This window comes from Paraburkholderia sp. J41, assembly GCF_905220235.1.
Taxonomy (GTDB): domain Bacteria; phylum Pseudomonadota; class Gammaproteobacteria; order Burkholderiales; family Burkholderiaceae; genus Paraburkholderia.
Window position 1 is genome coordinate 183785 of record NZ_CAJMZE010000006.1, and the last position, 21651, is coordinate 205435.

23 protein-coding genes and 1 riboswitch are annotated in these 21651 nt (G+C 68.2%); of the genes, 9 read left to right on the forward strand and 14 right to left on the reverse strand.

The annotated features are described in order from the left end of the window. The first annotated feature begins 65 nt into the window (after window positions 1–65). Window positions 66–611 carry a vWA domain-containing protein gene (locus tag U5805_RS08520; RefSeq protein ID WP_322103026.1) on the forward strand — a complete coding sequence of 182 codons (546 nt, stop codon included), beginning with the start codon at window positions 66–68 and terminating at the stop codon, window positions 609–611. A gap of 8 nt (window positions 612–619) precedes the next feature. On the opposite strand, the gene U5805_RS08525 is transcribed toward U5805_RS08520, so the two are convergent. Beyond that, the gene (locus U5805_RS08525) at window positions 620–1561 is read right to left on the reverse strand and encodes a flagellar brake protein (protein WP_322103027.1); all 942 of its coding nucleotides are present in this window, start codon (window positions 1559–1561) and stop codon (window positions 620–622) included. A 386-nt stretch (window positions 1562–1947) separates the two neighbouring features. On the opposite strand from U5805_RS08525, the gene U5805_RS08530 reads away from it, so the two are divergent. Next, complete coding sequence (locus U5805_RS08530) at window positions 1948–2208, forward strand: DUF1488 domain-containing protein (RefSeq protein WP_322103028.1); 261 nt, start codon at window positions 1948–1950, stop codon at window positions 2206–2208. Between the two features lie 96 nt (window positions 2209–2304). On the opposite strand, the gene cobJ is transcribed toward U5805_RS08530, so the two are convergent. From cobJ to cobG, 4 genes are read right to left on the reverse strand one after another with little or no spacing between them, the layout of a single operon-like run. Continuing rightward, complete coding sequence (cobJ, locus tag U5805_RS08535) at window positions 2305–4080, reverse strand: precorrin-3B C(17)-methyltransferase (protein WP_322103029.1); 1776 nt, start codon at window positions 4078–4080, stop codon at window positions 2305–2307. After that, window positions 4077–4808, reverse strand: coding sequence for a precorrin-2 C(20)-methyltransferase (locus U5805_RS08540; RefSeq protein WP_322103030.1), 732 nt, complete (start codon window positions 4806–4808; stop codon window positions 4077–4079). The genes cobJ and U5805_RS08540 overlap by 4 nt, the downstream gene beginning before the upstream one ends. Then, entirely contained in the window at window positions 4809–5435 is a 627-nt protein-coding gene (locus tag U5805_RS08545) for a precorrin-8X methylmutase (protein WP_322103031.1), read from the reverse strand. Further along, a complete protein-coding gene (gene cobG, locus U5805_RS08550; RefSeq protein ID WP_322103032.1) occupies window positions 5428–6870 on the reverse strand; it encodes a precorrin-3B synthase in 1443 nt (480 codons plus the stop codon). Before cobG ends, U5805_RS08545 begins: the two co-directional genes overlap by 8 nt. A 141-nt stretch (window positions 6871–7011) precedes the next feature. Further along, window positions 7012–7205, reverse strand: a riboswitch (cobalamin riboswitch). Window positions 7206–7277: 72 nt separating this feature from the next. Here cobG and cbiE point away from each other — a divergent pair. From cbiE to cobM, 3 genes are read left to right on the forward strand one after another with little or no spacing between them, the layout of a single operon-like run. After that, complete coding sequence (gene cbiE / locus U5805_RS08555; RefSeq protein WP_322103033.1) at window positions 7278–8501, forward strand: precorrin-6y C5,15-methyltransferase (decarboxylating) subunit CbiE; 1224 nt, start codon at window positions 7278–7280, stop codon at window positions 8499–8501. Beyond that, a complete protein-coding gene (locus U5805_RS08560; RefSeq protein WP_322103034.1) occupies window positions 8498–9244 on the forward strand; it encodes a cobalt-precorrin-6A reductase in 747 nt (248 codons plus the stop codon). Before cbiE ends, U5805_RS08560 begins: the two co-directional genes overlap by 4 nt. Further along, window positions 9241–9972, forward strand: coding sequence for a precorrin-4 C(11)-methyltransferase (cobM, locus tag U5805_RS08565; protein ID WP_322103035.1), 732 nt, complete (start codon window positions 9241–9243; stop codon window positions 9970–9972). The genes U5805_RS08560 and cobM overlap by 4 nt, the downstream gene beginning before the upstream one ends. Before the next feature lie 3 nt (window positions 9973–9975). Here the strand turns inward: cobM and U5805_RS08570 are convergent, their stop codons facing one another. Then, window positions 9976–10422, reverse strand: coding sequence for a MarR family transcriptional regulator (locus U5805_RS08570; RefSeq protein ID WP_322103036.1), 447 nt, complete (start codon window positions 10420–10422; stop codon window positions 9976–9978). Between the two features lie 83 nt (window positions 10423–10505). Here U5805_RS08570 and U5805_RS08575 point away from each other — a divergent pair, with 83 nt between their 5' ends. After that, complete coding sequence (locus U5805_RS08575; protein ID WP_322103037.1) at window positions 10506–10868, forward strand: hypothetical protein; 363 nt, start codon at window positions 10506–10508, stop codon at window positions 10866–10868. A gap of 52 nt (window positions 10869–10920) precedes the next feature. Next, the gene (locus tag U5805_RS08580; RefSeq protein ID WP_322103038.1) at window positions 10921–11538 is read left to right on the forward strand and encodes a glutathione S-transferase family protein; all 618 of its coding nucleotides are present in this window, start codon (window positions 10921–10923) and stop codon (window positions 11536–11538) included. 77 nt (window positions 11539–11615) lie between these two features. On the opposite strand, the gene U5805_RS08585 is transcribed toward U5805_RS08580, so the two are convergent. Both U5805_RS08585 and U5805_RS08590 read right to left on the reverse strand, forming a co-directional pair. Next, window positions 11616–13091: a sodium:solute symporter gene (locus tag U5805_RS08585; RefSeq protein ID WP_322103039.1), complete on the reverse strand. Its 1476-nt coding sequence runs from the start codon at window positions 13089–13091 to the stop codon at window positions 11616–11618. Continuing rightward, window positions 13088–13303 (reverse strand): DUF3311 domain-containing protein, encoded by a 216-nt coding sequence (locus tag U5805_RS08590; RefSeq protein ID WP_322103040.1) that lies wholly within the window; start codon window positions 13301–13303, stop codon window positions 13088–13090. The genes U5805_RS08585 and U5805_RS08590 overlap by 4 nt, the downstream gene beginning before the upstream one ends. A gap of 257 nt (window positions 13304–13560) precedes the next feature. Between U5805_RS08590 and U5805_RS08595 the strand changes: the two genes are divergently transcribed. Continuing rightward, window positions 13561–14262 carry a MarC family protein gene (locus U5805_RS08595; RefSeq protein ID WP_322103041.1) on the forward strand — a complete coding sequence of 234 codons (702 nt, stop codon included), beginning with the start codon at window positions 13561–13563 and terminating at the stop codon, window positions 14260–14262. 14 nt (window positions 14263–14276) lie between these two features. Then, window positions 14277–15110: a class II glutamine amidotransferase gene (locus tag U5805_RS08600; protein WP_322103042.1), complete on the forward strand. Its 834-nt coding sequence runs from the start codon at window positions 14277–14279 to the stop codon at window positions 15108–15110. Window positions 15111–15122: 12 nt separating this feature from the next. On the opposite strand, the gene U5805_RS08605 is transcribed toward U5805_RS08600, so the two are convergent. The 6 genes from U5805_RS08605 to treF all read right to left on the reverse strand — a co-directional run bounded on the left by U5805_RS08605 (window position 15123) and on the right by treF (window position 21580). Continuing rightward, window positions 15123–17066 carry a PAS domain S-box protein gene (locus U5805_RS08605; protein WP_415914561.1) on the reverse strand — a complete coding sequence of 648 codons (1944 nt, stop codon included), beginning with the start codon at window positions 17064–17066 and terminating at the stop codon, window positions 15123–15125. A 134-nt stretch (window positions 17067–17200) separates the two neighbouring features. Further along, a complete protein-coding gene (locus U5805_RS08610) occupies window positions 17201–18160 on the reverse strand; it encodes a glycosyltransferase family 2 protein (RefSeq protein ID WP_322103044.1) in 960 nt (319 codons plus the stop codon). A 210-nt stretch (window positions 18161–18370) separates the two neighbouring features. Further along, window positions 18371–18514 (reverse strand): hypothetical protein, encoded by a 144-nt coding sequence (locus U5805_RS08615; RefSeq protein WP_322103045.1) that lies wholly within the window; start codon window positions 18512–18514, stop codon window positions 18371–18373. A gap of 14 nt (window positions 18515–18528) precedes the next feature. Then, window positions 18529–18669 (reverse strand): hypothetical protein, encoded by a 141-nt coding sequence (locus tag U5805_RS08620; protein WP_322103046.1) that lies wholly within the window; start codon window positions 18667–18669, stop codon window positions 18529–18531. Between the two features lie 16 nt (window positions 18670–18685). Next, entirely contained in the window at window positions 18686–19360 is a 675-nt protein-coding gene (locus tag U5805_RS08625; protein WP_322103047.1) for an HAD family hydrolase, read from the reverse strand. Window positions 19361–19747: 387 nt separating this feature from the next. After that, the gene (gene treF / locus U5805_RS08630) at window positions 19748–21580 is read right to left on the reverse strand and encodes an alpha,alpha-trehalase TreF (RefSeq protein WP_322103048.1); all 1833 of its coding nucleotides are present in this window, start codon (window positions 21578–21580) and stop codon (window positions 19748–19750) included. Between the last annotated feature and the right edge of the window lie 71 nt (window positions 21581–21651).

Below are 21651 nucleotides of genomic sequence, written 5' to 3' on the forward strand. Positions count from 1 at the left end.
ATGCAAATGTAAATGCAAGTGCGGCCGGCGCTGCGAGCCGGCGCATCGCTTGGCCGCCCACGCTCATGGCGAAGCGCGGCGCGGCGCTGCAAACGCGGCATTTGCGTTTTGCGCGGCCTCGGCCTTCGTCGGGTGTCCTGCATTGCTTCGTGCTCGATTGCTCGGCTTCGATGTTGGCGCGCGGGCAACTCGCGCTCGCGAAAGGATTGCTGATCGCGCTGTTCGATCGCGCGCGCGCCGAGCGTGCCGAAGTCGCGCTGATCGCGTTCGGCGGCGCGCGCGCCGAATTGCGCTTTGGCCCCGCCGTGCCGCGCTGGTGGAACGAACGCTGGATCGAGCCGATTGGCGGCGGCGGCGGCACGCCGCTCGATGCGGGCATGCGCCGCGCGGCGCAGTTGCTCGAACGGGCGCGGCGGCGCGAACCCGTGCGCGAGCATCATCTCTGGTTGTTCAGCGACGGTCGCGTGACGCAATGGCCCGCGCGGCCGCCTCATGCTGACCGGGTGCGCGTGATCGACTGCGAAGCGGGCGCGTTGCGCGTGGGGCGCTGCGAGGCGATGGCGCAGGCGTGGAGCGGCGAATGCCTCGATGCCCACGCGCTGCTTGCGTGAGGCGCGCGTCAGCGCATGCTGCCGGTCCAATAAAGTACGTCGTCCTGACGATCGAACACGTACACCTTCATCGCCATTTGCTCGGCCGGCGTGAGGCGGTCGAGTTCAAGGCCGAGCACGGCGTGGCCCAATGCGCCGGCCGCGCCGGATTCGCTTTGCAGGTTGCGCACGATGGCCGAGGTTTCGATCGACGTGACGTTGTCGCCCGAGCGCAGCTCGAACGCCACGCGCAAGCGCTCGCCGATCTTGCCGACGGCCCAGGCGGCGCTCACCGAAAGCCCGAGCGCGCTGATGCCGCGCGCGAGCGCCACGCCGTCATATTGCGTGCCTTCCTCGCCGATGCCGTAGCGCACCGCGAATTGCGCGCGCACGCGAATCGAACTGCGTTCGCGCAGGCGGCGAATGTTGGCGGGCTTCGAAAGCACGAGATAGCCGAGCGGCGACTGGCACAGCGCCTCCACGGTACACACGAAACGATAAACGGCCTGGCTTGCGATCGCGACGATCTCCACGTTTTCGCTGGGCGTGATCGGAACGGGGCGGCCATCGGCAACGGGCAGCGTCACGAACATGGCGTCGTTGGGCGCGAGGCCGATCAGGCGGCACGGATGCATGGGCGCGCCGCTCGCGCCCATTTGCGGACGCAGGCCCATCAACGCGCCGATCGTCAGGTGCATGTCGCGCGCGCCGGCGGCGCCGCCGTTGCCGGCGGCCCCGGTTTCGGCGGCGGCTTGCGGCACGAGCTGATCGCCGCGATGCGGCGTGAAGTGCTGGAACAGGAACGCGCGCTCCGCTTCGTTGACGATCACGGTATCGCGATCGAGCAGCAGCGTGCCGTCGCGATCGACCACGGGCCACGCAAGCGGCTCGCCCACCGGCAGCGCGTCGGGCGTCAGCGGAGCGATCTCGGCGGCGGGGGTTTCAGCTTCGGCTTCTTCGGTGTGAGTCATGTGCGGCGATGAACGGGTGTCGGCATATCTTCGTTTACGGCGCTGCCGCGGCGAAGTTTAATTCCGGCGCTAATTTCATGCGCGCTGCGTGAAAGATTGGGGAAAGCGGGGCGTGGAGAAACGCGCCGGCCGCGTCGTGTCTGCGACGACATCGTTCGTGCATCGGTTTGCGCGTTGTGGGACGATGGTCGTTCGCGCCTATCGTGCAGTCATTCGAGCAACAAAAATCCTCCGGCCCTCATATTCAACGGCCGTCCTGCATGGAAGTGCGAAGTGAATCCGCGATGGGCCGGCGCACAGGTCCGGCGCTTGCGGATTCCACGGGAGGTGCCGGCGGCTGCGCGCCGTCCGGTCCGGTTTATCCGCCAACTTAACGGAGGACAACGATGCGGATCGAATTTACGAATCGCCGTCACACGGTGGCTGCCGCGCGTGTTGCGTTCGAAGCGCAAGTCGACAATCGCGCGGTCTGGTGCAGCGTGTCGCTGGATGCACTCAACGATTCCTGCGGCAACGAAGGCACTTCGTCGCATGCGCTGCTCAGCGCATTCGAGGCCAATCGCCCCACCATCGAACGCGCCGCGCGCCGCGCGCTCGAAAAGAACGGCGGGCAATCCGTCGAGTTGGAAACGCGCGATCTAAGCTGATCGTCGCGTGCGCCCGGCCGCGTTTAGCAGCACCGCGCGCGCCGGGCGCGAGTTCTCCACGAGTTTCCACTTCGCTTGATCGATGCGCTCGACGTATTAAGTCTCGCCATCGTCTTGCGGATACCAGCGCGGCGTATAGATCCACTCGCTCGCGCCCGTTGAATCGTGTCCGAGCCCGCGTGCAAAGCCGCGCGTCATCGACGATCCCACAATCACCATCGTGCGCATGTCCACGTCGCTCGAACGCAGCGCGCCGAGCGTGGTCGTGCGCAGCGTTTCGGCGGGGCGGCCCACGTCGCGGCCCAGCACCACGCGCGTGCCGAGGTTGCGCACGCCGCGTATGACGTCGAGCGCGCGATCGAGTTGCCACGGCCGCGCGCGCGAGATCGGGTTGTAGAACGCCATCACGAGATCGGCCTGCGCCGCGTGCAGCAAGCGCTTTTCGATCACGGACCAGGGCTTGAGGTTGTCGGAAAGCGAGATCATGCAGAAGTCGTGGCCGAGCGGCGCGCCGATTCGCGCGGCCGTGGCGAGCGCGGCGGAAACGCCCGGCACGATGGCGAGTTCGACCGCGTGCCAGCGCGCGTCCCGCGAGCCTTCCAGCGCTTCGAGCACGGCCGCGGCCATCGCGAACACGCCGGGGTCGCCGGACGACACCACCGCCACGCGGCGTCCTTCGCTGGCCATCTCGAACGCGTGCTTCGCGCGCTGCAACTCTTCGCGATTGTCGGTGGCGTGGCGGCGTTGTTGCGCGCGCAACGGTCCCGCCATCTCCACATAAGTGGCATAGCCGACGATATCGGTGGCGTCGTCGAGCGCGGCGCGCGCGGCCGGCGTGAGCAGATCGGCGCGGCCGGGGCCGAGCCCGATCACGGTGAGCTTGCCGCGCGCGCGGCCGAGCGTTTGCGGGTCGAGCGGCGTGCGGGCGACGGCGAGCGCGACGCCCGTATCGCCGGAATCTTTCGCGTCGATCAACTGCACGTTCGCGCAATCTAAAGCGAGCGCCGCGAGCGTGTCGTTCGCGGCTGAACCGGCGGCATCGGCATCGGCATCGGCATCCACATCCGCATCCGCATCGACAAACCGCAGCGCCGCGTTCAACTCCGCCGCCGCGCCGGCAAGCGACGCATCGCTCATCAGCGCGCAAGGCGCGACGAGGGCGCTCAACGCTTGCGGCGCGAGGCCGTGCCTATGCAGCGCGCGCAGGACGTTGGCGGCGAGCGTGGCGCAAGGCGCGGAGACCGCGGCAACCACGCTGCGAGGATGAATCACGAGATCGGCGGGATTGCCGTCCCATGCTTGCGCGCTCACTCGAATCGCGTGGCGCGCGTGCGCGTCGCGCGGCAGGTCCACGTCGTCGAGCCAGGGCGCCGCGCCGTCGATGCGCGTGCGGTCGCCCGCGAGCAGGTCGGAGACGAAGCGCTTGCCTTGCGCGAGACTCGCGAGCGCATAACCTTCGGGCGGATTCAGCAGGCAAGTGCCGAAGCGCAATTCGCCGCTCGTGGTGATCGCGGGCGCGACCGCCAACGCCGCGCCGATCTCGCGCGCCATCGCGTTCACGCCCGTGAGCCCGCCGAGCAGCGGCACGACGGCGCTGCCGTCCTCGGCGAGCGCGAGCACGGGCGGTTCCGCGCCTTTGTTCGCGAGCATCGGCGCGAGGCAGCGAATCACGATGCCGGCCGCGCACAACGCCACGATGGGCGCGCCGCGCGCATAGCAGTCGCGCAAGTGCGCGCCGAGTTCGTCGAAGGCAACGTCGCCCTGCACGCGGCTGCGCAGCGCGTGTATCCGCGCGCCGGCATACAGCGCCCGCACGCGCTGCGCGGTGGGCAGCGCGCCCGGCCCGAGCACGACGATGGCGGGCGGCGTCATGCTTGCCATTTCGCCCCCGGCACCACGAGCAGCGAAAAATACGGCGACGCCATCGGATCGACCTGATCGAGCGGCACGATACGCTGATTCGCCATGGTCGCGCGTTCCACATACCGCGCGCGCTGCGCGAGCCCGAGTTCGAGAAGCACGCGGCGCACCTTGTCGAAGTTGCGGCCGAGCTTCATGATGACGGCGGCATCCGCGTCGGCGAGGCGGCGTCGCAGTTCGTCCTCGGGCAGCACGCCGGAGAGCACGCAAAGGCTCTGGTTGCGGTACACGAGCGGCACGCCGAGCACGGCCGCGCCGCCCAGCATCGAGCACACGCCGGGCACGACTTCGGCTTCGTAGCGCGCGGCGAGACGATCGTGCAGATACATGTACGAGCCGTAAAAAAACGGGTCGCCTTCGCAGATCACCGCCACGTCGCGGCCCGCGTCGAGATGGCGCGCGACGGTTCGCGCGGCGCCGTCGTAGAAGTCGGCGATGATCGCTTCATACGAAAGCGGCGGCTCGAGCGCTTCGGTCGTCACGGGATAAACGAGCGGCAAGCGTTCCTGTTCGGCGCCCAGATGCGATTCGACGATGCCGAACGCATTGCCCTTTTTCCCCTTCGCGACGAAATACGCCACCACGGGCGCGGCCTTGAGCAAACGCACAGCCTTGAGCGTGAGCAGTTCGGGATCGCCCGGACCCACGCCGATGCCATGCAAGCGTCCTGGTCGGCTCATTTATTCGTTCTCCGAAGCAAGCGCGTTGACGGCGGCGGCGGCCATCGCCGAACCGCCGCGTCTTCCGTTCACGACCACGAACGGCACGCCGAAGCCGTGCGCCGCGAGTTGCGCCTTCGACTCGGCCGCGCCCACGAAACCCACGGGAAAGCCCAGGATCAGCGCGGGGCGCGGGGCGCCGGCCGCGATCATGTCGAGCAGATGAAACAGCGCCGTGGGCGCATTGCCGATGGCGACCACGCTGCCCGCGAGTTGCGGCCGCCATAGTTCGAGCGCCGCCGCCGAACGCGTGTTGCCGATCTCGCGCGCGAGCGCGGGCACGGCGGGATCGTCGAGCGTGCAGATCACGGCGTTGTTGGCGGGCAGGCGCGCGCGCGTGATGCCGAACGCGACCATCTTCGCGTCGCAGAGAATGGGCGCGCCGCTCGCGAGCGCGGCGCGGCCCGCCGTGCCCGCGCCCGCGGAAAACGCGAGGTCGGCGGCCACGTCCACCATGCCGCAGGCGTGAATCACGCGCACGGCGAGTTTTTCGAGGTCGGCGGGAATGCGCGAAAGGTCGGCTTCGGCGCGGATCGTCGCGAACGATTCGCGATAGATCGCCTGGCCGTCGCGGAGGTAATCAGACATCGGTGGTGCTCCGGGGCCGACGCGCGAGCAAGGGCGCGGCGGCTTCGATCGTCAGGTGGGTCGCGACGAGGCGGCCGAAGCCGCTTGCATCGTCGTCGCGGGAGGCTGGGGTGCAGGCGGCGTAGAGGTCGTAGCGCTGCGGCGCGCGCGCGAGCAGCGTGAAGGGCGCGCGATGCGCGGCGGCGCACGAACGCTCGCAGCCGCTCAAGTGGACTTGCGCGGCGGCTTCGTCGCGCGGCAGCAGCGCGGCGAGGCGTTGCGCGTCGGCCTTGGTGTCGGCGCGGCTTTTCGCGCAGCCCGGCGAGCCCGCGCACGCAACGAGGCGCGCGAGCGGATTCGCGCGCGTGTGAATCAGGCCGAGCGCGGCGAGCGCGTCGAGCACGCCGGGCATCGCTTGCGCGGGCACGTTCGGCAGCAGCAGGCCTTGCCACGGCGTGACGCGCAGCGTGCCGTCGCCGTGCGCTTGCGCGAGCGCGGCCAGCGCGTGCAGCGTGGAGGCATCGAGACGGCCGAGCGCGGGTTGCGCGCCCACGTAACCGCTGCCGTTCGCGTGCAACGCGTGCGCGCCGAGGCGCGAACCGGCATCGGCCGATGTGCTGCGTTTCGCGTCGATGCCGTGCTCATCGGGCGTCAGCGTAAAACCCGCGCGGGCGCGCGCGCGTTCGAGCAGCGCCTCGCGGTTCGGCACGTCGCGCATACGCTCGACGTTGGCGTGCTTATCGGCTTGGTTATCGACGAGGTTATCGGCGATATCGAGGAACGCATGCAGCAGCGCGCGCACCGTTGCGCGGATATCGCGCGCGGCCAGCGTGCCGAGCGGCGCATCGCAGGGGCATCCCGCGAGACCGAGCGCAAAGCGTGTTTCGTCGGCATGAGCCGCGTCGTGGCCGCGCGCCGCGAGCCAGATATCGTGCGGATGCGCGCGCTCCGCGAGCCGTTCGCCGCCGTCCAGCAGCAGCGCGAATTTCGGCGAAAGCGCGGCGAAACGCGGCTCGCTTCGCAGCATGTCGATGAGCGCGGCGGCGAGCGGCGTGGTGTCGAACGCGAGCGGATCGAGGCCGGCAAGCGGGCTTTGCATCACGTTGCGCAATTCGTCGGCGATGCAGGCTTGCGCGGGCGAATTCGCGGCGCCGATGCCGTCCGGCCCGAGCCCGGCTGCGATCAGCGCGGCGCTCAACGCGGCTTCCTCGCCCGCGCGCACGCCGCGAATCTGCACGTTGGCGCGATTCGTCAATTCGAGCACGCCGCTCGCGTGCGCGCGCGCGGCCTCGGCCAGCGCGCGGGCATGCGGCGCGCGCAGCACGCCGCCGGGCAGGCGGAGGCGGCAAATGCCGCCGTCGCGCGCGGCGACCACGCGCACGAGTCCGGGACACGCCGAAGGGCGGATCGCGGCATTAGCGTCGGCGGCCGACGCGAGAGAAGATTCGTGCTTCAAGGGCATGGCGCAAAAAGGCGTCGCGCAAGCGCGGCGCGCACTGCGCACGGTAGGGCACGGCGTGCGCGAGGCGGGCGCAACAGGCGGCTGCGGTACGGGCAAAACGCGAGTGCAACCCCCGGTACACCCCGCCCGGATGGGTTCGCTCAATGTTCGGCCGGCAGGTCTCCTGGCTCGCAGGTCGTGGGCCGCATCGGCCTTCCCGGTAAAACCAGTGGCTCGGGTGGATGCGGTCTCGCTGCTCACAGTCGCGGGGGCGGCCACAGCTTCGCTGTGTTCCCTTTTCAGCTTTCGGGCTTTTCAGCCCGGAAAGCGCCGGCGGAAGCGGTATTATGCCCGTTTTCATGCGCGCTCCGGCCGCCGGGCGGTTTGCGCGCGCGAGGCGGCACGGCAAGAACGGAGAACGAATGCAGGGCAGGCAGGCGTGGCTGACGGTGATCGGCATTGGCGACGATGGTTACGCGGGACTCGCGCGCGAGGCGCGGCGGGCGCTTTTCGAAGCGTCGATCGTGACGGGCGGCGCGCGGCATCTCGCGATGCTGCCCGCGCGCGTGCGCGCGCGGCGAGAAGCGTGGCCGCAGCCGTTCAGCGTGGAGGCGCTGCTCGCGCATCGCGCGTCGCGCGCGAACGTATGCGTGCTGGCGAGCGGCGACCCGATGCTGTTCGGCGTGGGCGCGACGCTCGCGCGTCATGTCGGGCCGGGCGAGATGCGCGTGCTGGGCGCGCCGTCTTCGCTTTCGCTCGCGGCGGCGCGTTTGGGCTGGGCGTTGCAGGACGTCGCGGCCGTTTCGCTCGTCGGCCGCCCGCTCGACGCGCTGCGCCGCCATCTTTACGCGCGCTCGCGCGTGCTGGCTTTATCCGCCGACGGACACACGCCCGCCGCGCTCGCCGCCTTGCTCGTGCAAGCCGGTTTCGGCGCGACGCGGCTCACCGTGTTCGAGCATCTGGGCGGCGCGCTCGAGCGCCGCGTCGAGGGCCGCGCCGACGCCTGGCATGGCGATGAAGCCGCGGCGCTCAATCTCGTCGCGTTCGAATGCGCGAGCGACGCGCCCGCCGCCGCGCAATCGTGGAGGCTCACGCCGGGCCTGCCCGACGACGCGTTTCGCCACGACGGCCAGCTCACCAAACGCGACGTGCGCGCGCTCACTCTCGCGCGCCTCGCGCCCACGCCGGGCGCGCTGCTCTGGGACGTGGGCGCGGGCAGCGGCTCCATCGGCATCGAATGGATGCGCGCGCACGCGGCGTGTCGCGCGATTGCGATCGAGGCCAATGCGGAGCGCCGGCGCTTTATCGAACACAACCGCGCGGCGCTGGGCGTGCCCGGCTTGCAGCTCGTGGCGGGCCGCGCGCCGGCCGCGCTCGCGGGACTCGCCGCGCCCGACGCCGTGTTCGTCGGCGGGGGCGTGACGGCGGCCGGCGTGCTCGAAGCGTGCTGGGACGCGCTCGCGCGCGGCGGGCGGCTCGTCGCGAACGCGGTCACGGTGCAGAGCGAAGCGGCGCTGGTGGCATGGCGCGCGCAGCACGGCGGTACGCTCACGCGCATCGGCATCGGCGAGGCGGAACCGCTCGGGCGCTTCGATACGTGGCGCCAGGCGCTGCCCGTCACGCTCTACGAAGCCGTGAAGCCATGACGGCGCGCGTTCTGCTGCTGGGCGGCACCGGCGACGCGCTCGCCATCGCGCGCACGCTCGCCGCGCCGCATGTGTATTCGCTCGCGGGTCTCGGCCGCGTGCCCGCCGATCTCGCGTGCAATGTGCGCGTGGGCGGTTTCGGCGGCGCGCCGGGGCTCGCGCGTTATCTCGCGGAGCAACGCATCGCGCTCGTGTTCGACGCCACGCATCCGTATGCCGCGCGGATCAGCGCCAACGCGGCCCAGGCGTGCGCGCGCGAGAAAGTGCCCTATTGGGCGCTGCGGCGCGCGCCCTGGCAGCCGCAGCCCGGCGACGACTGGCGCATGGTCGACGACTGGCGCGGCGTCATGGAGGCGCTCGCGCCCTTCGCGCGGCCGCTGTTCACGCTCGGCCGCGAGCCGCTCGCGCATTCGCACGACGTGCCCGCGCATCAGCATTGGACGATTCGTTGTCTCGAAGCGCATGCGGGACACGCCCGCGCGCGCGTGATCGACGCGCGCGGGCCGTTCACGCTGGAAGGCGAGCGCGCGTTGTTCGAGGCGCGGCGTATCGACGTGATCGTCAGCAAGAACAGCGGCGGCGCGGCCACGCAAGCGAAACTCGCGGTCGCGCGCGAAAAGCGCTTGCCGGTGGTGATGATGCGGCGTCCGCCGCTGCCGCCCGCGCAACGCGAATTCGAGTCGGCGCAAGACGCGATTCGCGCGCTTGCCGCCTTCGGCAACACGGAAAGGATTCAGGCATGACGGTTTTCTTTATCGGCGCGGGGCCGGGCGATCCCGAACTCATCACCGTGAAAGGGCAGCGCCTCGTGCGCGCGTGCCCCGTGATTCTCTACGCGGGCTCGCTCGTGCCGCCCGCCGTGCTCGAAGGCCATCGCGCGCACAAGGTCGTGGATACCGCGCCGCTTACGCTCGACGAAATCGTGGCGCTGCTGGAGGATGCGCATCGGCGGGGTTGGGACGTGGCGCGCGTGCATTCCGGCGATCCCTCGCTTTATGGTGCGATCGGCGAGCAGATCCGGCGTTTGCGCATGCTTGGGATTCCTTATGAAATCGTGCCGGGCGTGACGGCCGCCGCCGCGTGCGCCGCGGCGCTCGGCAGCGAACTCACGCTGCCCGGCATTTCGCAAACGCTGATTCTCACGCGTTATGCGACCAAAACCTCGATGCCCGCGGGCGAGTCGCTCGGCGACCTCGCGCGTCACCAGGCGACCATGGCGATTCATCTGGGCGTGCGGCATATCGGCCGTATCGTCGACGAATTGAAGCCGCATTACGGCGAAGATTGTCCGATTGCCGTGATTTATCGCGCGAGCTGGCCCGACGAGGAGCGCGTGATGGGCACGCTCGCCGATATCGCGGCGAAAGTGCAGGCCACCGACATCGAACGCACGGCGCTCATTCTCGTGGGGCGCGTGCTCGCGGCGGAAGGTTTCGCCGATTCGACGCTCTACGGCGCGTCCAAACGATAAGGCTCAGGAAAGCGCGCGCAGATGCGCGCGCAAGGCGTCGACTTCGCCCTCGGCAAACGGCTTTTCAATGGCCTCGTGCGTTTGCTGCCAGAGCGGAAACGCCTTCGCGAGCAAACGATGGCCTGCGGGCGTGAGACGCAGCAGGCGGTTGCGCTTGTCCTCGGGATCGGGCTCGATCGTCACGAGGCCGCGGCGCTCCAGCGGCTTGAGCGCCGCGGTGAGCGTTGTGCGGTCCATCGCCAGCAACGACGACACGGCTTTCATGGGCGGCGGCTCGGGCCGGTTCAGCGACATCAGCAGGGAAAACTGGCCGTTCGTGAGATCGAACGGGCGCAACGCCTCGTCGAAAATGCGCGCGAGATTGCGCGCCGCGCGCTGCATGTGCAAACACAAACAGCAATCGCGCACCAATAGCGTGGTTTCGAAGGGCAGTTTTTTCTCGCGTGCCATGTTGCAATTATGTTGATATCAACCTATTGTGTCAAGGCATGACGGGCGACATGCCGTTGCCCGCGAAATCGTACGGAGGAAGCATGAGCGATCAGACTTTTCTCGCGATATTTCTGGGCTCGAAAGACCCGGCGCGCATGAAGGCATGGATGGCGCAGCCCGAAGCGGAACGGCAGGCGAAGGAGAAGGCGGGCATTGCGGCGTGGCATGCGTGGGTAGAGCGGCACAAGGCGGCAATCGTCGAGATGGGCGGACCGCTCGGCAAGACCCGGTCCATCGGCGCGCAGGGCGTCACGCAGACGTCGAATCTGCTGGCGGGCTTTACGGTCGTGCGCGCGGCTTCGCACGAGGCGGCCGCGAAGATGTTCGAGAACCACCCGCATTTCACGATGTTTCCCGGCGAGGCGGTCGAGGTCATGCCGGTGCTGGCCATTCCCGGCGCGTAACGGGAGAACGGGAGAATGGGAGAATGGGAGAACGGGAGAACGGGAGACGCTCATGAAACTGTACGGTTTTCCCGGCACGCGCGCGCAACGCGCGCTGTGGGGTCTCAAGGAAGTCGCGGCGGACTTCGACTACGTGTCGGTGAATCTGCTCGAAGGCGAGCATCGGCGGCCCGAATTTCTGCGCATCAATCCGGCGGGCAAGGTGCCGGTGCTGATCGACGGCGACCGCGTGATTCCCGAGTCGGCGGCCATCGTGCTGTATCTCGCGGAAAAATATCCCGAGAAGGCGCTATTGCCCGTGGATCTCGAAGCGCGCGCGCAGGCGTATCGCTGGACGATGTTCGCCGTCACGGAACTGGAGCAGCCGTTGTGGCGCATGACGCGGCACATGGGCCTGTATCCGCCGGAAAAACGCCTGGCCGCCGAAAAAGAACTGGCGCGCGAGGATTTCGTCGCCATGGCGTCGATTCTCGACCAGCATCTCGAAGCGCGCGAGTTTATCGTCGGCAACGCGCTTTCCGTCGCCGACTGCGTGACCGTTTATCTGATGGACTGGGCCAACGAGCTGCATCTGCTCGACGGCTTTGCGCGTTTGACGGCCTATATGGAGCGTCTTTATGCGCGGCCCGAAGCGCCGCAGCGCATTGCCGAGGCGCAGAAGGCGGCGTGAAAGACAATCGGCCGGATCGCCGCGAGGCGCTCCGGCCGGCCGGTTTAGTCAGGATGCCGAATTATTCGCCGGCGTGCCTAATGCGCGCGTGCGTGCTCGTGATCGATATGCGCGCGCGGCTGCGTCGCCGCGCTCACGGCCGCGAGCACGATCACGTTGACGAACAGCGCGAGAAAGCCGATGTTCACGTCCTTCACGGCGTCGGGGGCGAACGGCAGCAGTTGCGCCACGCTCAGCTTCATCAACGTAATGACGACGACCACGAGCACGCCCGCGAGAATGCCGCAGAATGCGCCTTGCTTCGTCACCCGGTTGCGCGCGGCGAGACTGCACACGAGCGCCGGAAAAAGCTGCGTGACGAAGTTGTAGCCCATGAGCAGCAACGCAACGATGGTGTCGCCGCCGCGCAGCGTGAACGCCACGGCCACGAGCGCGATCACCGGCACGAAATAGCGCGCGAGCCGCGCCACGCGCGCGTCGTCGGCGTTCTTCATGAGGCCGCCGCGATACACGTCGTTGGCGATCAGCGTGGAAGCGGTGGTGAGGATCATCGAACCCGGCACGAGCGCCGTGAGCACGCCCGCCGCGCCGATCACGCCCACGAACCACGGGTCGAAGGTTTGCAGCGAGAGGCGGAACAGCGAGAGGTCGATGTCGCCGCCCTTGAGGCCCGGCACCTTGAGCACGGCCGCGAATCCGCAGAAGAACACGAACAGCAGGATGAGCTGATACAGCGGCAGGATCGCGGCGTTGCGGCGGAAAATGCGCTCGTTCTTCGCGGTGTAGATCGAGCCGAACGTATGCGGCCACATGAAGAAGCCGAGCGCCGTGAGCAGCACGGTGGACTGGAACCACGCCACGCTCTGGCCCTTGGGCGCGAACGTGAGGAAGCCGGGCCTGGCCGCGTCGATGGCGCGGAACATTTCGCCGAGACCGCCGTAATGGTGGATCGGCAGATAAATGCCGAGAAACACGGCGATGGCGAGGATCATCGTGTCCTTCACGACCGAATTCCACGCGCAGCCGCGCACGCCCGAAACGATCACGTAGGCCGTGACCACCACGGCGCCGATCCAGATCGCGGCCGTGGACGACACCGCGCCATACGACGCGGTGGCCACGATGATGCCGAGGCCCTTGAGTTGCAGCACGAGATACGGCACGAGCGCGAGCACGCCCACGCACGCGACCAGCACGCCGAGCGCGGGGCTTTGATACTTGCTCGCGAAAAAATGCGGCTGCGAAAGCAGGCGATGCTGCTTGGCGTAGCGCCACACGGGCGGCAGCATCCAGTACGACAACACATAGGCGAGCGTGCCGTAGCAGAGAATGTAGTAAGTGGGCGCACCCTTGCCGTAGGCGAAGCCGCTGCCGCCGAGGAAGGTGAACGTGGTGTAGATTTCGCCCGCCATCAGCAGGAACACGAACGCCGTGCCGAAGCTGCGCCCGCCCACCGACCACTGTTCGAGGTTCATGTCGTGGCCGCGCCGCGCGCGCATGCCGAGCCAGAGCGCGACCACCGTGATCGCGACGATGATGACGAGCGCGCTCATGATCGCACCTCGTCGGCCGGTTCGAGCGGCAGGCGGTTGACCGGATCGAGCTTGTAGACGAGCCCCATGATGACGGCGGTCAGCACGACCCACGCGACGATCCACGCCAGCACGAGCGGCATGCCGAATACGAGCGGTTCCGTGCGATTGACGAACGGCACGCCCAGCAGAATGCCGATGAAGGGCAGGGCGGCGAGCAACCTCAGTGACATGGCAACTCCTCTTTCGTATGGAAGAAAAGAAACGTCGCGCCTGGGTGCGAGGCAACCTACTCTATGCTTGCGAACGCGCCCCGTAAAGACGCCAAAATTACCGAGGGCGGCGGAAAGGCATGGTGCGACGCCGCATGGAGCGGCCGTCCGGCCACATTGCGGGCGGCGTCGGAAAGACGCCGTGCGCTCATGGCGCGAGCCGTTCCAGTTACACTTCACGCAGCCGATTTTCGCGCGGGCCACACCGGAACGTCTCCATGATCGAAAGCCTCATTTCAGACATCCTGTTCGGGTTTACCGGACTCATCAGCATCATCAATCCCATTGGCATTGCCTTTGTTTTTCTCGACCGCACCACCACGCTCAACGACGAACAGCGGCGCCTGCTCGCCAAGAGCGTGGCCATCAACGCGTTTTTCGTGCTGCTCGCGGCGTTTTTCGTCGGCACGCCCGTGCTGCATTTCTTCGGCATTTCGATGGAAGCGCTGCGTATCGGCGGCGGCCTCGCGGTGGCCGTGAGCGGCTGGCAAATGCTCAATGCGCCCGAGCCGGAGCCGCGCCCGGCCATGGACGAAACCGCCATCGTCGATACCGAGGGCAATCCCACGCGCGTGAGTTCGCCGTCCGGCAACGCGTTCTTTCCGCTGACGATTCCGCTCACCACCGGCCCCGGCTCGATCGCCACGGCCATCGCGCTCAATGCGAACCGCACGCACAAGCTTTCGGCGTGGCTTCTGTCGAGCTTCGCGTCGATCGTCATTTCGGCGCTCGTGATGGTGGTGATCTACTACGTCTATAGCCGCGCGGCGCGCCTCGCGAATTATCTGGGCGTGGAAGGCACGCGCGTGGCGATGCGCATTTCGTCGTTTTTGCTGCTGTGCATCGGCGTGCAGATCATTCTGACCGGCCTGACCGGTTTCCTCACGCCTATCGCCGATCTGCGCAACGCCGCGCAATAACGGAGGAGTTCATCATGTGCCGCTGGCTCGCCTATACGGGCAACGCCGTGCCGCTCGAAACCGTGCTGTTTCGCGCGCGCCATTCGCTGATCGACCAGAGCCTGCATTCGACTCAAGGCGCGACCACCACGAACGGCGACGGCTTCGGGCTGGGCTGGTATCAGCATCCGCACGACATTCCGTACCGCTTTCGCAGCGTTCACCCCGCATGGAACGACCGCAACCTGCGCGAGCTGGCGCGCGCCGTTTCCGCGCCCATGTTTATCGCGCACGTGCGCGCGGCCACGCACACGCCCGTGCAGGAAACCAATTGCCATCCGTTTCGGCACCGGCGCTGGATGTTCGCGCACAACGGGCTGATCCAGAGCTTTCCCCTCATGCGGCGCGAACTGCTGGTGGCGATCGACCCCGGGCGTTTCAACGCGCTCGAAGGCTCTACGGACTCCGAAGCAATGTTCTATCTGGCGATGACGTTCGGGCTCGAAGCCGATCCCGTGAAGGGGCTCGAACGCATGGCGGGTTTCGTCGAATCGGTCGCGCAAAAACACGGCATCGAGCCGGCGCTCAACATGACGGTGTGCGCGAGCGACGGCGAGCAACTCGTGGCCGTGCGCTATTCGAGCGAACGCAACTCGCGCTCGCTGTATCACAGCACGTCGTTCCGGCATTTGCACGATTTGTATCCCGACGACCCACGCATTGCGGCCGTGGGCGAGGACGCGTATCTGATCGTTTCCGAGCCGATCGTCGATTTGCCCGACGCGTGGGCCGAGGTGCCCGAGTCGACGGCCATCGTGGTGCGCGGCGCGCAGATCGAATACCGGCCGTTCGCGCCCGTCGCGCCCTGAAGCGCGCCGCGCCTAACGTTGCCGCCGCGCGGCGGCGAGCGCGAGCACTTCGTCGAACAACTCCACGTCCACGGGCTTGATGAGGTGTTTCTCGAAGCCCGCCGCGCGCGTTTGCTCAACGTCGGCGGCCTGGCCGAAACCGGTCATGGCGGCGAACAGCGTGTTGGCGAGCAGCGGCACCGCGCGTAGTTCGCGCAGCGCCGCGTAGCCGTCGATCTCGGGCATGGCGATGTCGATGAGCGCGGCGTCGGGCGTGAACGCGCTCACGATCTCGCGCGCCTGCGCGGCGCTGTAGACCGCGCGCACGTCGTGGCCCTTGAGTTCGAGCAGCATCGCGAGGCTGTCGGCGGAATCGCGGTTGTCGTCGACGATCAGCACGCGCAGCGCGGGCACGCCCTGTTCGGCGAGCGCGGCGAGTTCGGCGTCGCTGTCGGTCGGCAGGGCGGCGTGCGCCGGGTGCGTGGCCGCGCGCGCGTACGGCAGGCGGATCGAAAACGTGCTGCCCTTGCCGGGGCCTTCGCTTTTTGCCGAAATCGTGCCGCCGTGCAGTTCCACGAGCGAGCGGCACAGCATGAGGCCGATGCCGAGACCGTTTTCGGCCGGCCCCGGCATCGAGCGGTCCTGGCTGAAGAGGCCGAAGATCGATTCCGCGGTGCCCGCGCGCAGGCCGCGCCCTTCGTCGCTGATCTGGATTTGCAGCGCGCGCGGAGTCTGCTGCACGTCCACGACGATACGGCTCGCGTCCGGCGAAAACTTCGAGGCGTTGTGCAGCAGGTTCTGCAACACTTGCACGAGACGCGTGTGATCGCCCGTCAAGGTGAGCGGCGCGTCGGCCATGCGCACTTCCACGCGCTGGCTGCGCGCGGCGGTGAACGGCTGCGCGGCGTCGATGGCATGCGCGATCACTTCGCTCACGTTCAGCGGCGCTTCGCGCAATTCGATCCTGCCCGAAGTGATGCGGCCCACGTCGAGCAGATCGTCGACAAGCCGCGTGAGATGCGTGATCTGCCGGTCGATCATGTCGCGTGCGCGCTCGATTTCCGGGCTCGGGCTTTCCATCAGCCGCATCGTGGCCACGGCGTTGCGCACGGGCGCGAGCGGGTTGCGCAACTCGTGCGCGAGCATCGCGAGAAACTGCTTCATCTGCTCGCTCGAATGCTCCAGCTCGTCGGTGCGGCGGCTTTCGGTCATGTCGCGCGTGACCTTCGCGAAACCGGTGAGATGGCCGCTGTGGTCGCGCACGGCGGTGAGCGTGACGCTGCCCCAGAACATCGAGCCGTCCTTGCGCACGCGCCAGCCTTCGGTCACGAAACGGCCGCGCTCGCGCGCAAGGCGCAGTTCGCGCTCGGGAATGCCGGCGGCAATGTCCTCGGGCGGAAAGAACACCGAAAAATGCTGGCCGACGATTTCCGCCGGGCGGTATCCGTTGAGATTTGTCGCGCCCGTGTTCCAGCTCACCACGCAGCCTTGCGGGTCGAGCATGAAGATCGCATAGTCGCTCACGCTTTCCACGAGCAGGCGGAAGCGCTCCTCGGAAAGCCGCAGCGCCTCGACCTGGCGCCGTTCCTCGGTGAGGTCGCGCGTGACCTTGGCGAAACCGCTGAGGCTGCCGTCGTGCTCGCGCAGCGCCGTGATGACGACGTTGGCCCAGAACATCGAGCCGTCCTTGCGCACGCGCCAGCCTTCGTCCATGAAACGGCCGTGCAGCGCGGCCTGTTCGAGTTCGTGCTCGGGCCAGCGGCGGCCGTTGGCTTCGTCGGTATAGAAACGTGAAAAATGCTGGCCGATGATTTCGTGCGCCGCATAGCCTTTGATGCGCGCCGCCCCGCGATTCCAGCTCGCGACGAAGCCTTTCGTGTCGAGCAGGAAGATCGCGTAGTCCTCGATCGGTTCGACGAGCGCTTCGAAGCGGCGCCCGCTGTGGCCTTCGGGGACAGGGGTAGTGTCCGGTTGCATAGGGCTGCCGTGCAAGGCGATGCCGGAATCGGGCGTCGTCATGGTCCTCGGGTGGTTGGGGCTCTCGTGTGCATGCCCGCGTGCTGTCGGTCTGGTTCGATCCTATGCGTTTTCCGCACAGGGGGCGCCGCAGCTTACCACGCGCGTTGCCCCGAGCGGTCCGACTTTTCCGCCATCGCGGGAATGCCGGCGCGCACGTGGCGCTCCGCGCGGCGCACCTGGCGCGTGAGCAGCGCGACATGCGGCGGCACCACGCGGCGGCGGCGCAGCGTCCAGAACGCGCCGCGCAGCAACGCAAGGCCCGCGGGCCCGAGCGAACGCTGGCGCGCGAACACGGCCAGCGCGCGGCCTGTGGCGGCCAGCGCGTCGCGCGCGGGCAGGCGCATCCATGCGACCCACGCCGAGTTGCGCGCGAGCGCGCATTGCTGCGCGCGCGTGAACCAGCGGCACAGCGGCTCGCGATGCGCGAGCGCCTGCTCGCAATAGACGATCCGGTGCCCGGCCGTCAGCACGTCGAGCGCCGCGAGCGCTTCGGCGCCGCCTTGCGAGAGCCGTTCGTCGTAGCCGCCGAGCGCGCGGAACACGCTCGCGCGCACGATGCACGCGCCCGCCATGTAGCTCGCGAGCGCGGGGCCGGCGTCGTTGTCGGCGTCGGGCGAGGTGGCGGCGAGCATGAGGCAGGCCGGGTGGATTTCGCGTTCGTCGTCGCCGACCACGCGCGCGTTGAGCACGGCGACTTCGCCATGCGCGTCGAGCAGCGCCACCGCGCGCGCGAGCGCGCCGGGCGCGAACCAGGTGCCGTCGTCGCAGCAGGCCACGTATTCCGTGCGCGAAAGGTTCACGGCGCGGTTGAAGCCGGCCAGCCCGCGATCGCGCAACGCCTGAACGATTCGCACTTGCGGAAACAGCGAGGCGAGGAGGCCGACGGTGGAATCGGTCGAGCCGTTGTCGGCGACGATCACGTCGGGGCGCTCGGGCAGCGCCGTGAGCCGCGCCACGGTATCGACGGTTTGGCGTACATGATTGCGCGTGAGCACGATCACCGTCACGCGAGTCGCGGATTCGGAACCGGAAGCATGGTCGGAGGCGTTCATCGCAGCGGGCCGCGAGGCCGTGGATTGAGAGGCCGATGAAAGATCGGAACCGCAGTGCCAAGCATTCAGCATACGCCGATGCCGTTCGTGACGCAGCACGCGTCACCGTGACTGAGCAATTTTCGCGCCGCGCGGGCGATTGGCGTTTGCGCGTGCGAAAAGCGGCGCCGAGCGACGCCGGAGCGATGTCGATCGCGAGGCCGATCGGTTTCAATCGACGGCGAACGACTGGAACGGTGGCAGCATGTTCGCGGCGTTTTGCGCCGCCGCCGCGTCCATCGCGCTGCGCGGGTTGCCTTCGGGCGGCTCGCACGGCGCCGGCTCGATCGGCTCGATTGGCCTCAATCGACTCAATCAGCTCAATCGGCTCAATCGGCCTCGATCGACTCAAACGGCGCAATCGGCGCAATCGGCGCAATCGGCTCAATCGGCTCAATCGGCTCAATCGGCTCAATCGGCTCAATCGGCGCAATCGGCGCAATCGACTCAATCGGCTTCAATCGACTCAATCGGCTTCGGTCGACGTCAATCGCGCGCGCACACCTCGTCGAGATGCGCGAGCAGATCGCCGGGATCTTCGTACACGCGCAACGCGCCCGCGCGCTCCAGTTCCTCGGTGCCGTAGCCGCCTGACTGCAAGCCGATGCCCAGCGCGCGGCAGCGCTGCGAGGCGAGCATGTCCCACACCGCGTCGCCGACCACGAGGCAGCGCTCGATCGGCACGTTCAGGCGCTCCGCCGCCGCGATGAAAAGGTCGGGATCGGGCTTGGCGTGACGCACCTGGTCGCGCGTGACGACGGTGGTGGCCGCCGGATCGACGCCCAGCGCTTCGAGATTCACGGCCGCCGTTTCGATGCGCCCGCTCGTCGCGATTGCCCACGGCACCTGAGCGGCCGTGAGCGCGTCGAGCAGCGCGCGCGCGCCGGGCAGCGGACGCACCTGCGCCGCATGACGCTTGTACGCGGCGGCATGGCCTTGCTGAAGGCGTGCGATGCGCTCGGGCGAGATCGACGTACCGGTTTCGCGCAGTAGCTGATTCATGAACAAGCCGCCGCTCATGCCGATGCGCCGGTGAATCCGCCAGACCGAAAGCTCGATGCCCTCCGCGTCGAGCGCGTCTTTCCACGCGAGAACGTGCTGATAAACGCTGTCGACGAGCGTGCCGTCGAGGTCGAACAGAAAGGCGGTCTGCTGGCGCATGGGCGTTCTCCGTGCAAGTTGGCGAGGGCTTCCGGGCGTGGCGGCGGCGCTTCGAAAAGTGTACGCCCGGCTTCCATCGCGCGCGGCTCACGTGTCGCTTAGGAGTCGTTCGCGCGGTATTCACGCGACGTTCACGCGCCGCTCGAGAGTCGTCCACGCGGCCGCTTACGTGGCGTTCGCGTGTCGCCCGCGCGTCGCTCGTACGCCGTCCGCGCACCGCTCACACGTTGCCCGTGCACCGCTCGCATATCGCTCGCACGCCGCTCGCATATCGCTCGCACGCCGCCCGCGCACCGCTCACACGTTGCCCGCGCAGCGCTCGCATATCGCCCGCACGTCCCCCGCGCACCGCTCACCTGCCGCCGCTGCGCGAGCCGAAGCCTGACCTCAAGGCGCGCTTGCCGCCGCTCTCGCCGGCACCTGCGCCGCCGATGCCTGCGTGCCCGCCGCGGCGGCTTGCGGATACATCTGCAACAGCACGCGCAGCACGCCGTTGGTCCAGCCGAAGCCGTCCTGCAACGGATATTCGCCGCCGCCCGCCGACGAAGCCTGCGTGGCTGCCGCGCTCACGTCGTACTTCTCGACGAGCTTGTGCGTGCGCTGGTAATACGCGAGATTGGTGGCGATCCAGCGCGTGGCGATTGCCTGCGCGAGATCGTCCTGACCGTAGCGGCGCAGGCCCGCCACCGCGATGTATTGCAGCGGCGCCCAGCCGTTCGGCTCGTCCCATTGCTGGCCGGTCGCGACCTGCGTGGTGGCCAGACCGCCGGGGCGCAGCAGGCCCGCGCGCACCGCGCCGGCCACGTCTTTCGCCTGCTGGCGCGTGGCCACGCCCGCATAGAGCGGATACAGCGTCGCCGCCGTGAGCCGGTGCGTGAGCGTGTGATGCACGAAGTCGTAATCGCCGAACGCATGCTGCTGCGGGTCCCACAGCACGCGGTCGATCGCTTCGGTGCGTTGCTGCGCGCGCTTGGTCATGAGCGCGGCCTCGCGCGCGTCGCCCTTGATGCCGTACGCCTTCGCGAGCGTGCTTTCGAGCGTTGCCATCAGCGAATTGAGGTCGACGGGCGCGAGCGAGGTCACGTCGATGGTGGAAAGCGTGCGGCCGTCGGCGAGCCAGCGCGAGCTATAGTCCCAGCCGGTTTCCGCGCCCGCGCGCAGATTGCGCCAGAGGTCCGAGGCGTCGCGCTGCGGCGTCGCTCGCGCGGTGAGAATGTCCTCGCGATACGACTCGTCGCGCGGACGGTTGCGCGCGTCCCAGTAGCGGTTGAGCAGCGTGCCGTCGGGCAGGCGCACGACGTGGCGCGCGGCGTGGCCGGGCGCGAGCGTGTCCGCGCCCGCCATCCAGTAGTCGTATTCCTTGCGCAGTTCCGGCAGGTAATGCAGATACACGTCGTCGCCGTCCTTTTCCGCGACGAGACTCACCATCTGCGCGAAGAACGGCGGCTGCGAGCGGCTCAGGTAATAGGTGCGGTTGCCGTTGGCGATGTGGCCGTAACGGTCGATCAGCGTGGCGAAATTGTTCAGTTCGTCGAGCGCGAGTTCGTGGCGGTTGCTCGCTTCCAGGCCGAGCATGATGAAGTACGAATCCCAGTAATAAATCTCGTTGAAGCGGCCGCCCGGCACGACGTACGCATGCGGCAGCGGCAGCAGCGACGAGTAGGTTTGCGCGTCGGGCGTGGCGTCGGGCTGGCGCGTGAGCACGTTCCAGAGCGTGTCGATGTGGCTCACGACGTCCTGGTTCGGATCGGACACGTAGTGGTCGTCGGCGGTGGGCGGCGCCTTGAAGTACTGGTTCACGAATCCGGCGAGCGCGGCCTTGTGCGCGGCGGCGTCGCGCACGCCCACATGCTGCTGGCGCCAGCGGTCGTAAGCGGCGGTGATCCGGGCCGGGCGCTCGGTCGGCAGCATGTCGGCGAAGGTCTTGCTGTCGGGAAAGACTTGCGCGAGTTCGACGTCGTGATACAGGCGGCCGTAGAGATCGGCGGGCGTGGGCGGCTGGATCGGCGCTTTCGGCAACTGGTCGGGCTGCGGCGCGCTCGCCTGCACATCGTGCGTGGGTTGCGCGTTGACAGTCGGGCTGCTCGCCGTGGGCGCGGGCGGCGCGGCTTGGGCGAGCGCGCCGGCGGCGGGCAGCGCGAAGCACAGCGCGAGCGCGGCGGCAATTACGGTGGAACGGGTGCGGGAGCGAGCGGAGAAACCAGGCGGCGATACGTGCATGAGCGTTTTCGGTGGTCGGTGAGCGGGACGGCGAAACGCTGCACAGCAGCAATTTCTATTCCGCAGAGGTT

Excerpts from the sequence above, each read along its gene's own strand:
- U5805_RS08520 (WP_322103026.1), top strand. The coding sequence starts at position 66 with ATGGCGAAGCGCGGCGCGGCGCTGCAAACGCGGCATTTGCGTTTTGCG.
- U5805_RS08525 (WP_322103027.1), bottom strand. The coding sequence starts at position 1,561 with ATGACTCACACCGAAGAAGCCGAAGCTGAAACCCCCGCCGCCGAGATC.
- U5805_RS08530 (WP_322103028.1), top strand. The coding sequence starts at position 1,948 with ATGCGGATCGAATTTACGAATCGCCGTCACACGGTGGCTGCCGCGCGT.
- cobJ (WP_322103029.1), bottom strand. The coding sequence starts at position 4,080 with ATGACGCCGCCCGCCATCGTCGTGCTCGGGCCGGGCGCGCTGCCCACC.
- U5805_RS08540 (WP_322103030.1), bottom strand. The coding sequence starts at position 4,808 with ATGAGCCGACCAGGACGCTTGCATGGCATCGGCGTGGGTCCGGGCGAT.
- U5805_RS08545 (WP_322103031.1), bottom strand. The coding sequence starts at position 5,435 with ATGTCTGATTACCTCCGCGACGGCCAGGCGATCTATCGCGAATCGTTC.
- cbiE (WP_322103033.1), top strand. The coding sequence starts at position 7,278 with ATGCAGGGCAGGCAGGCGTGGCTGACGGTGATCGGCATTGGCGACGAT.
- U5805_RS08560 (WP_322103034.1), top strand. The coding sequence starts at position 8,498 with ATGACGGCGCGCGTTCTGCTGCTGGGCGGCACCGGCGACGCGCTCGCC.
- cobM (WP_322103035.1), top strand. The coding sequence starts at position 9,241 with ATGACGGTTTTCTTTATCGGCGCGGGGCCGGGCGATCCCGAACTCATC.
- U5805_RS08570 (WP_322103036.1), bottom strand. The coding sequence starts at position 10,422 with ATGGCACGCGAGAAAAAACTGCCCTTCGAAACCACGCTATTGGTGCGC.
- U5805_RS08575 (WP_322103037.1), top strand. The coding sequence starts at position 10,506 with ATGAGCGATCAGACTTTTCTCGCGATATTTCTGGGCTCGAAAGACCCG.
- U5805_RS08580 (WP_322103038.1), top strand. The coding sequence starts at position 10,921 with ATGAAACTGTACGGTTTTCCCGGCACGCGCGCGCAACGCGCGCTGTGG.
- U5805_RS08585 (WP_322103039.1), bottom strand. The coding sequence starts at position 13,091 with ATGAGCGCGCTCGTCATCATCGTCGCGATCACGGTGGTCGCGCTCTGG.
- U5805_RS08590 (WP_322103040.1), bottom strand. The coding sequence starts at position 13,303 with ATGTCACTGAGGTTGCTCGCCGCCCTGCCCTTCATCGGCATTCTGCTG.
- U5805_RS08595 (WP_322103041.1), top strand. The coding sequence starts at position 13,561 with ATGATCGAAAGCCTCATTTCAGACATCCTGTTCGGGTTTACCGGACTC.
- U5805_RS08600 (WP_322103042.1), top strand. The coding sequence starts at position 14,277 with ATGTGCCGCTGGCTCGCCTATACGGGCAACGCCGTGCCGCTCGAAACC.
- U5805_RS08605 (WP_415914561.1), bottom strand. The coding sequence starts at position 17,066 with ATGCAACCGGACACTACCCCTGTCCCCGAAGGCCACAGCGGGCGCCGC.
- U5805_RS08610 (WP_322103044.1), bottom strand. The coding sequence starts at position 18,160 with ATGAACGCCTCCGACCATGCTTCCGGTTCCGAATCCGCGACTCGCGTG.
- U5805_RS08625 (WP_322103047.1), bottom strand. The coding sequence starts at position 19,360 with ATGCGCCAGCAGACCGCCTTTCTGTTCGACCTCGACGGCACGCTCGTC.
- treF (WP_322103048.1), bottom strand. The coding sequence starts at position 21,580 with ATGCACGTATCGCCGCCTGGTTTCTCCGCTCGCTCCCGCACCCGTTCC.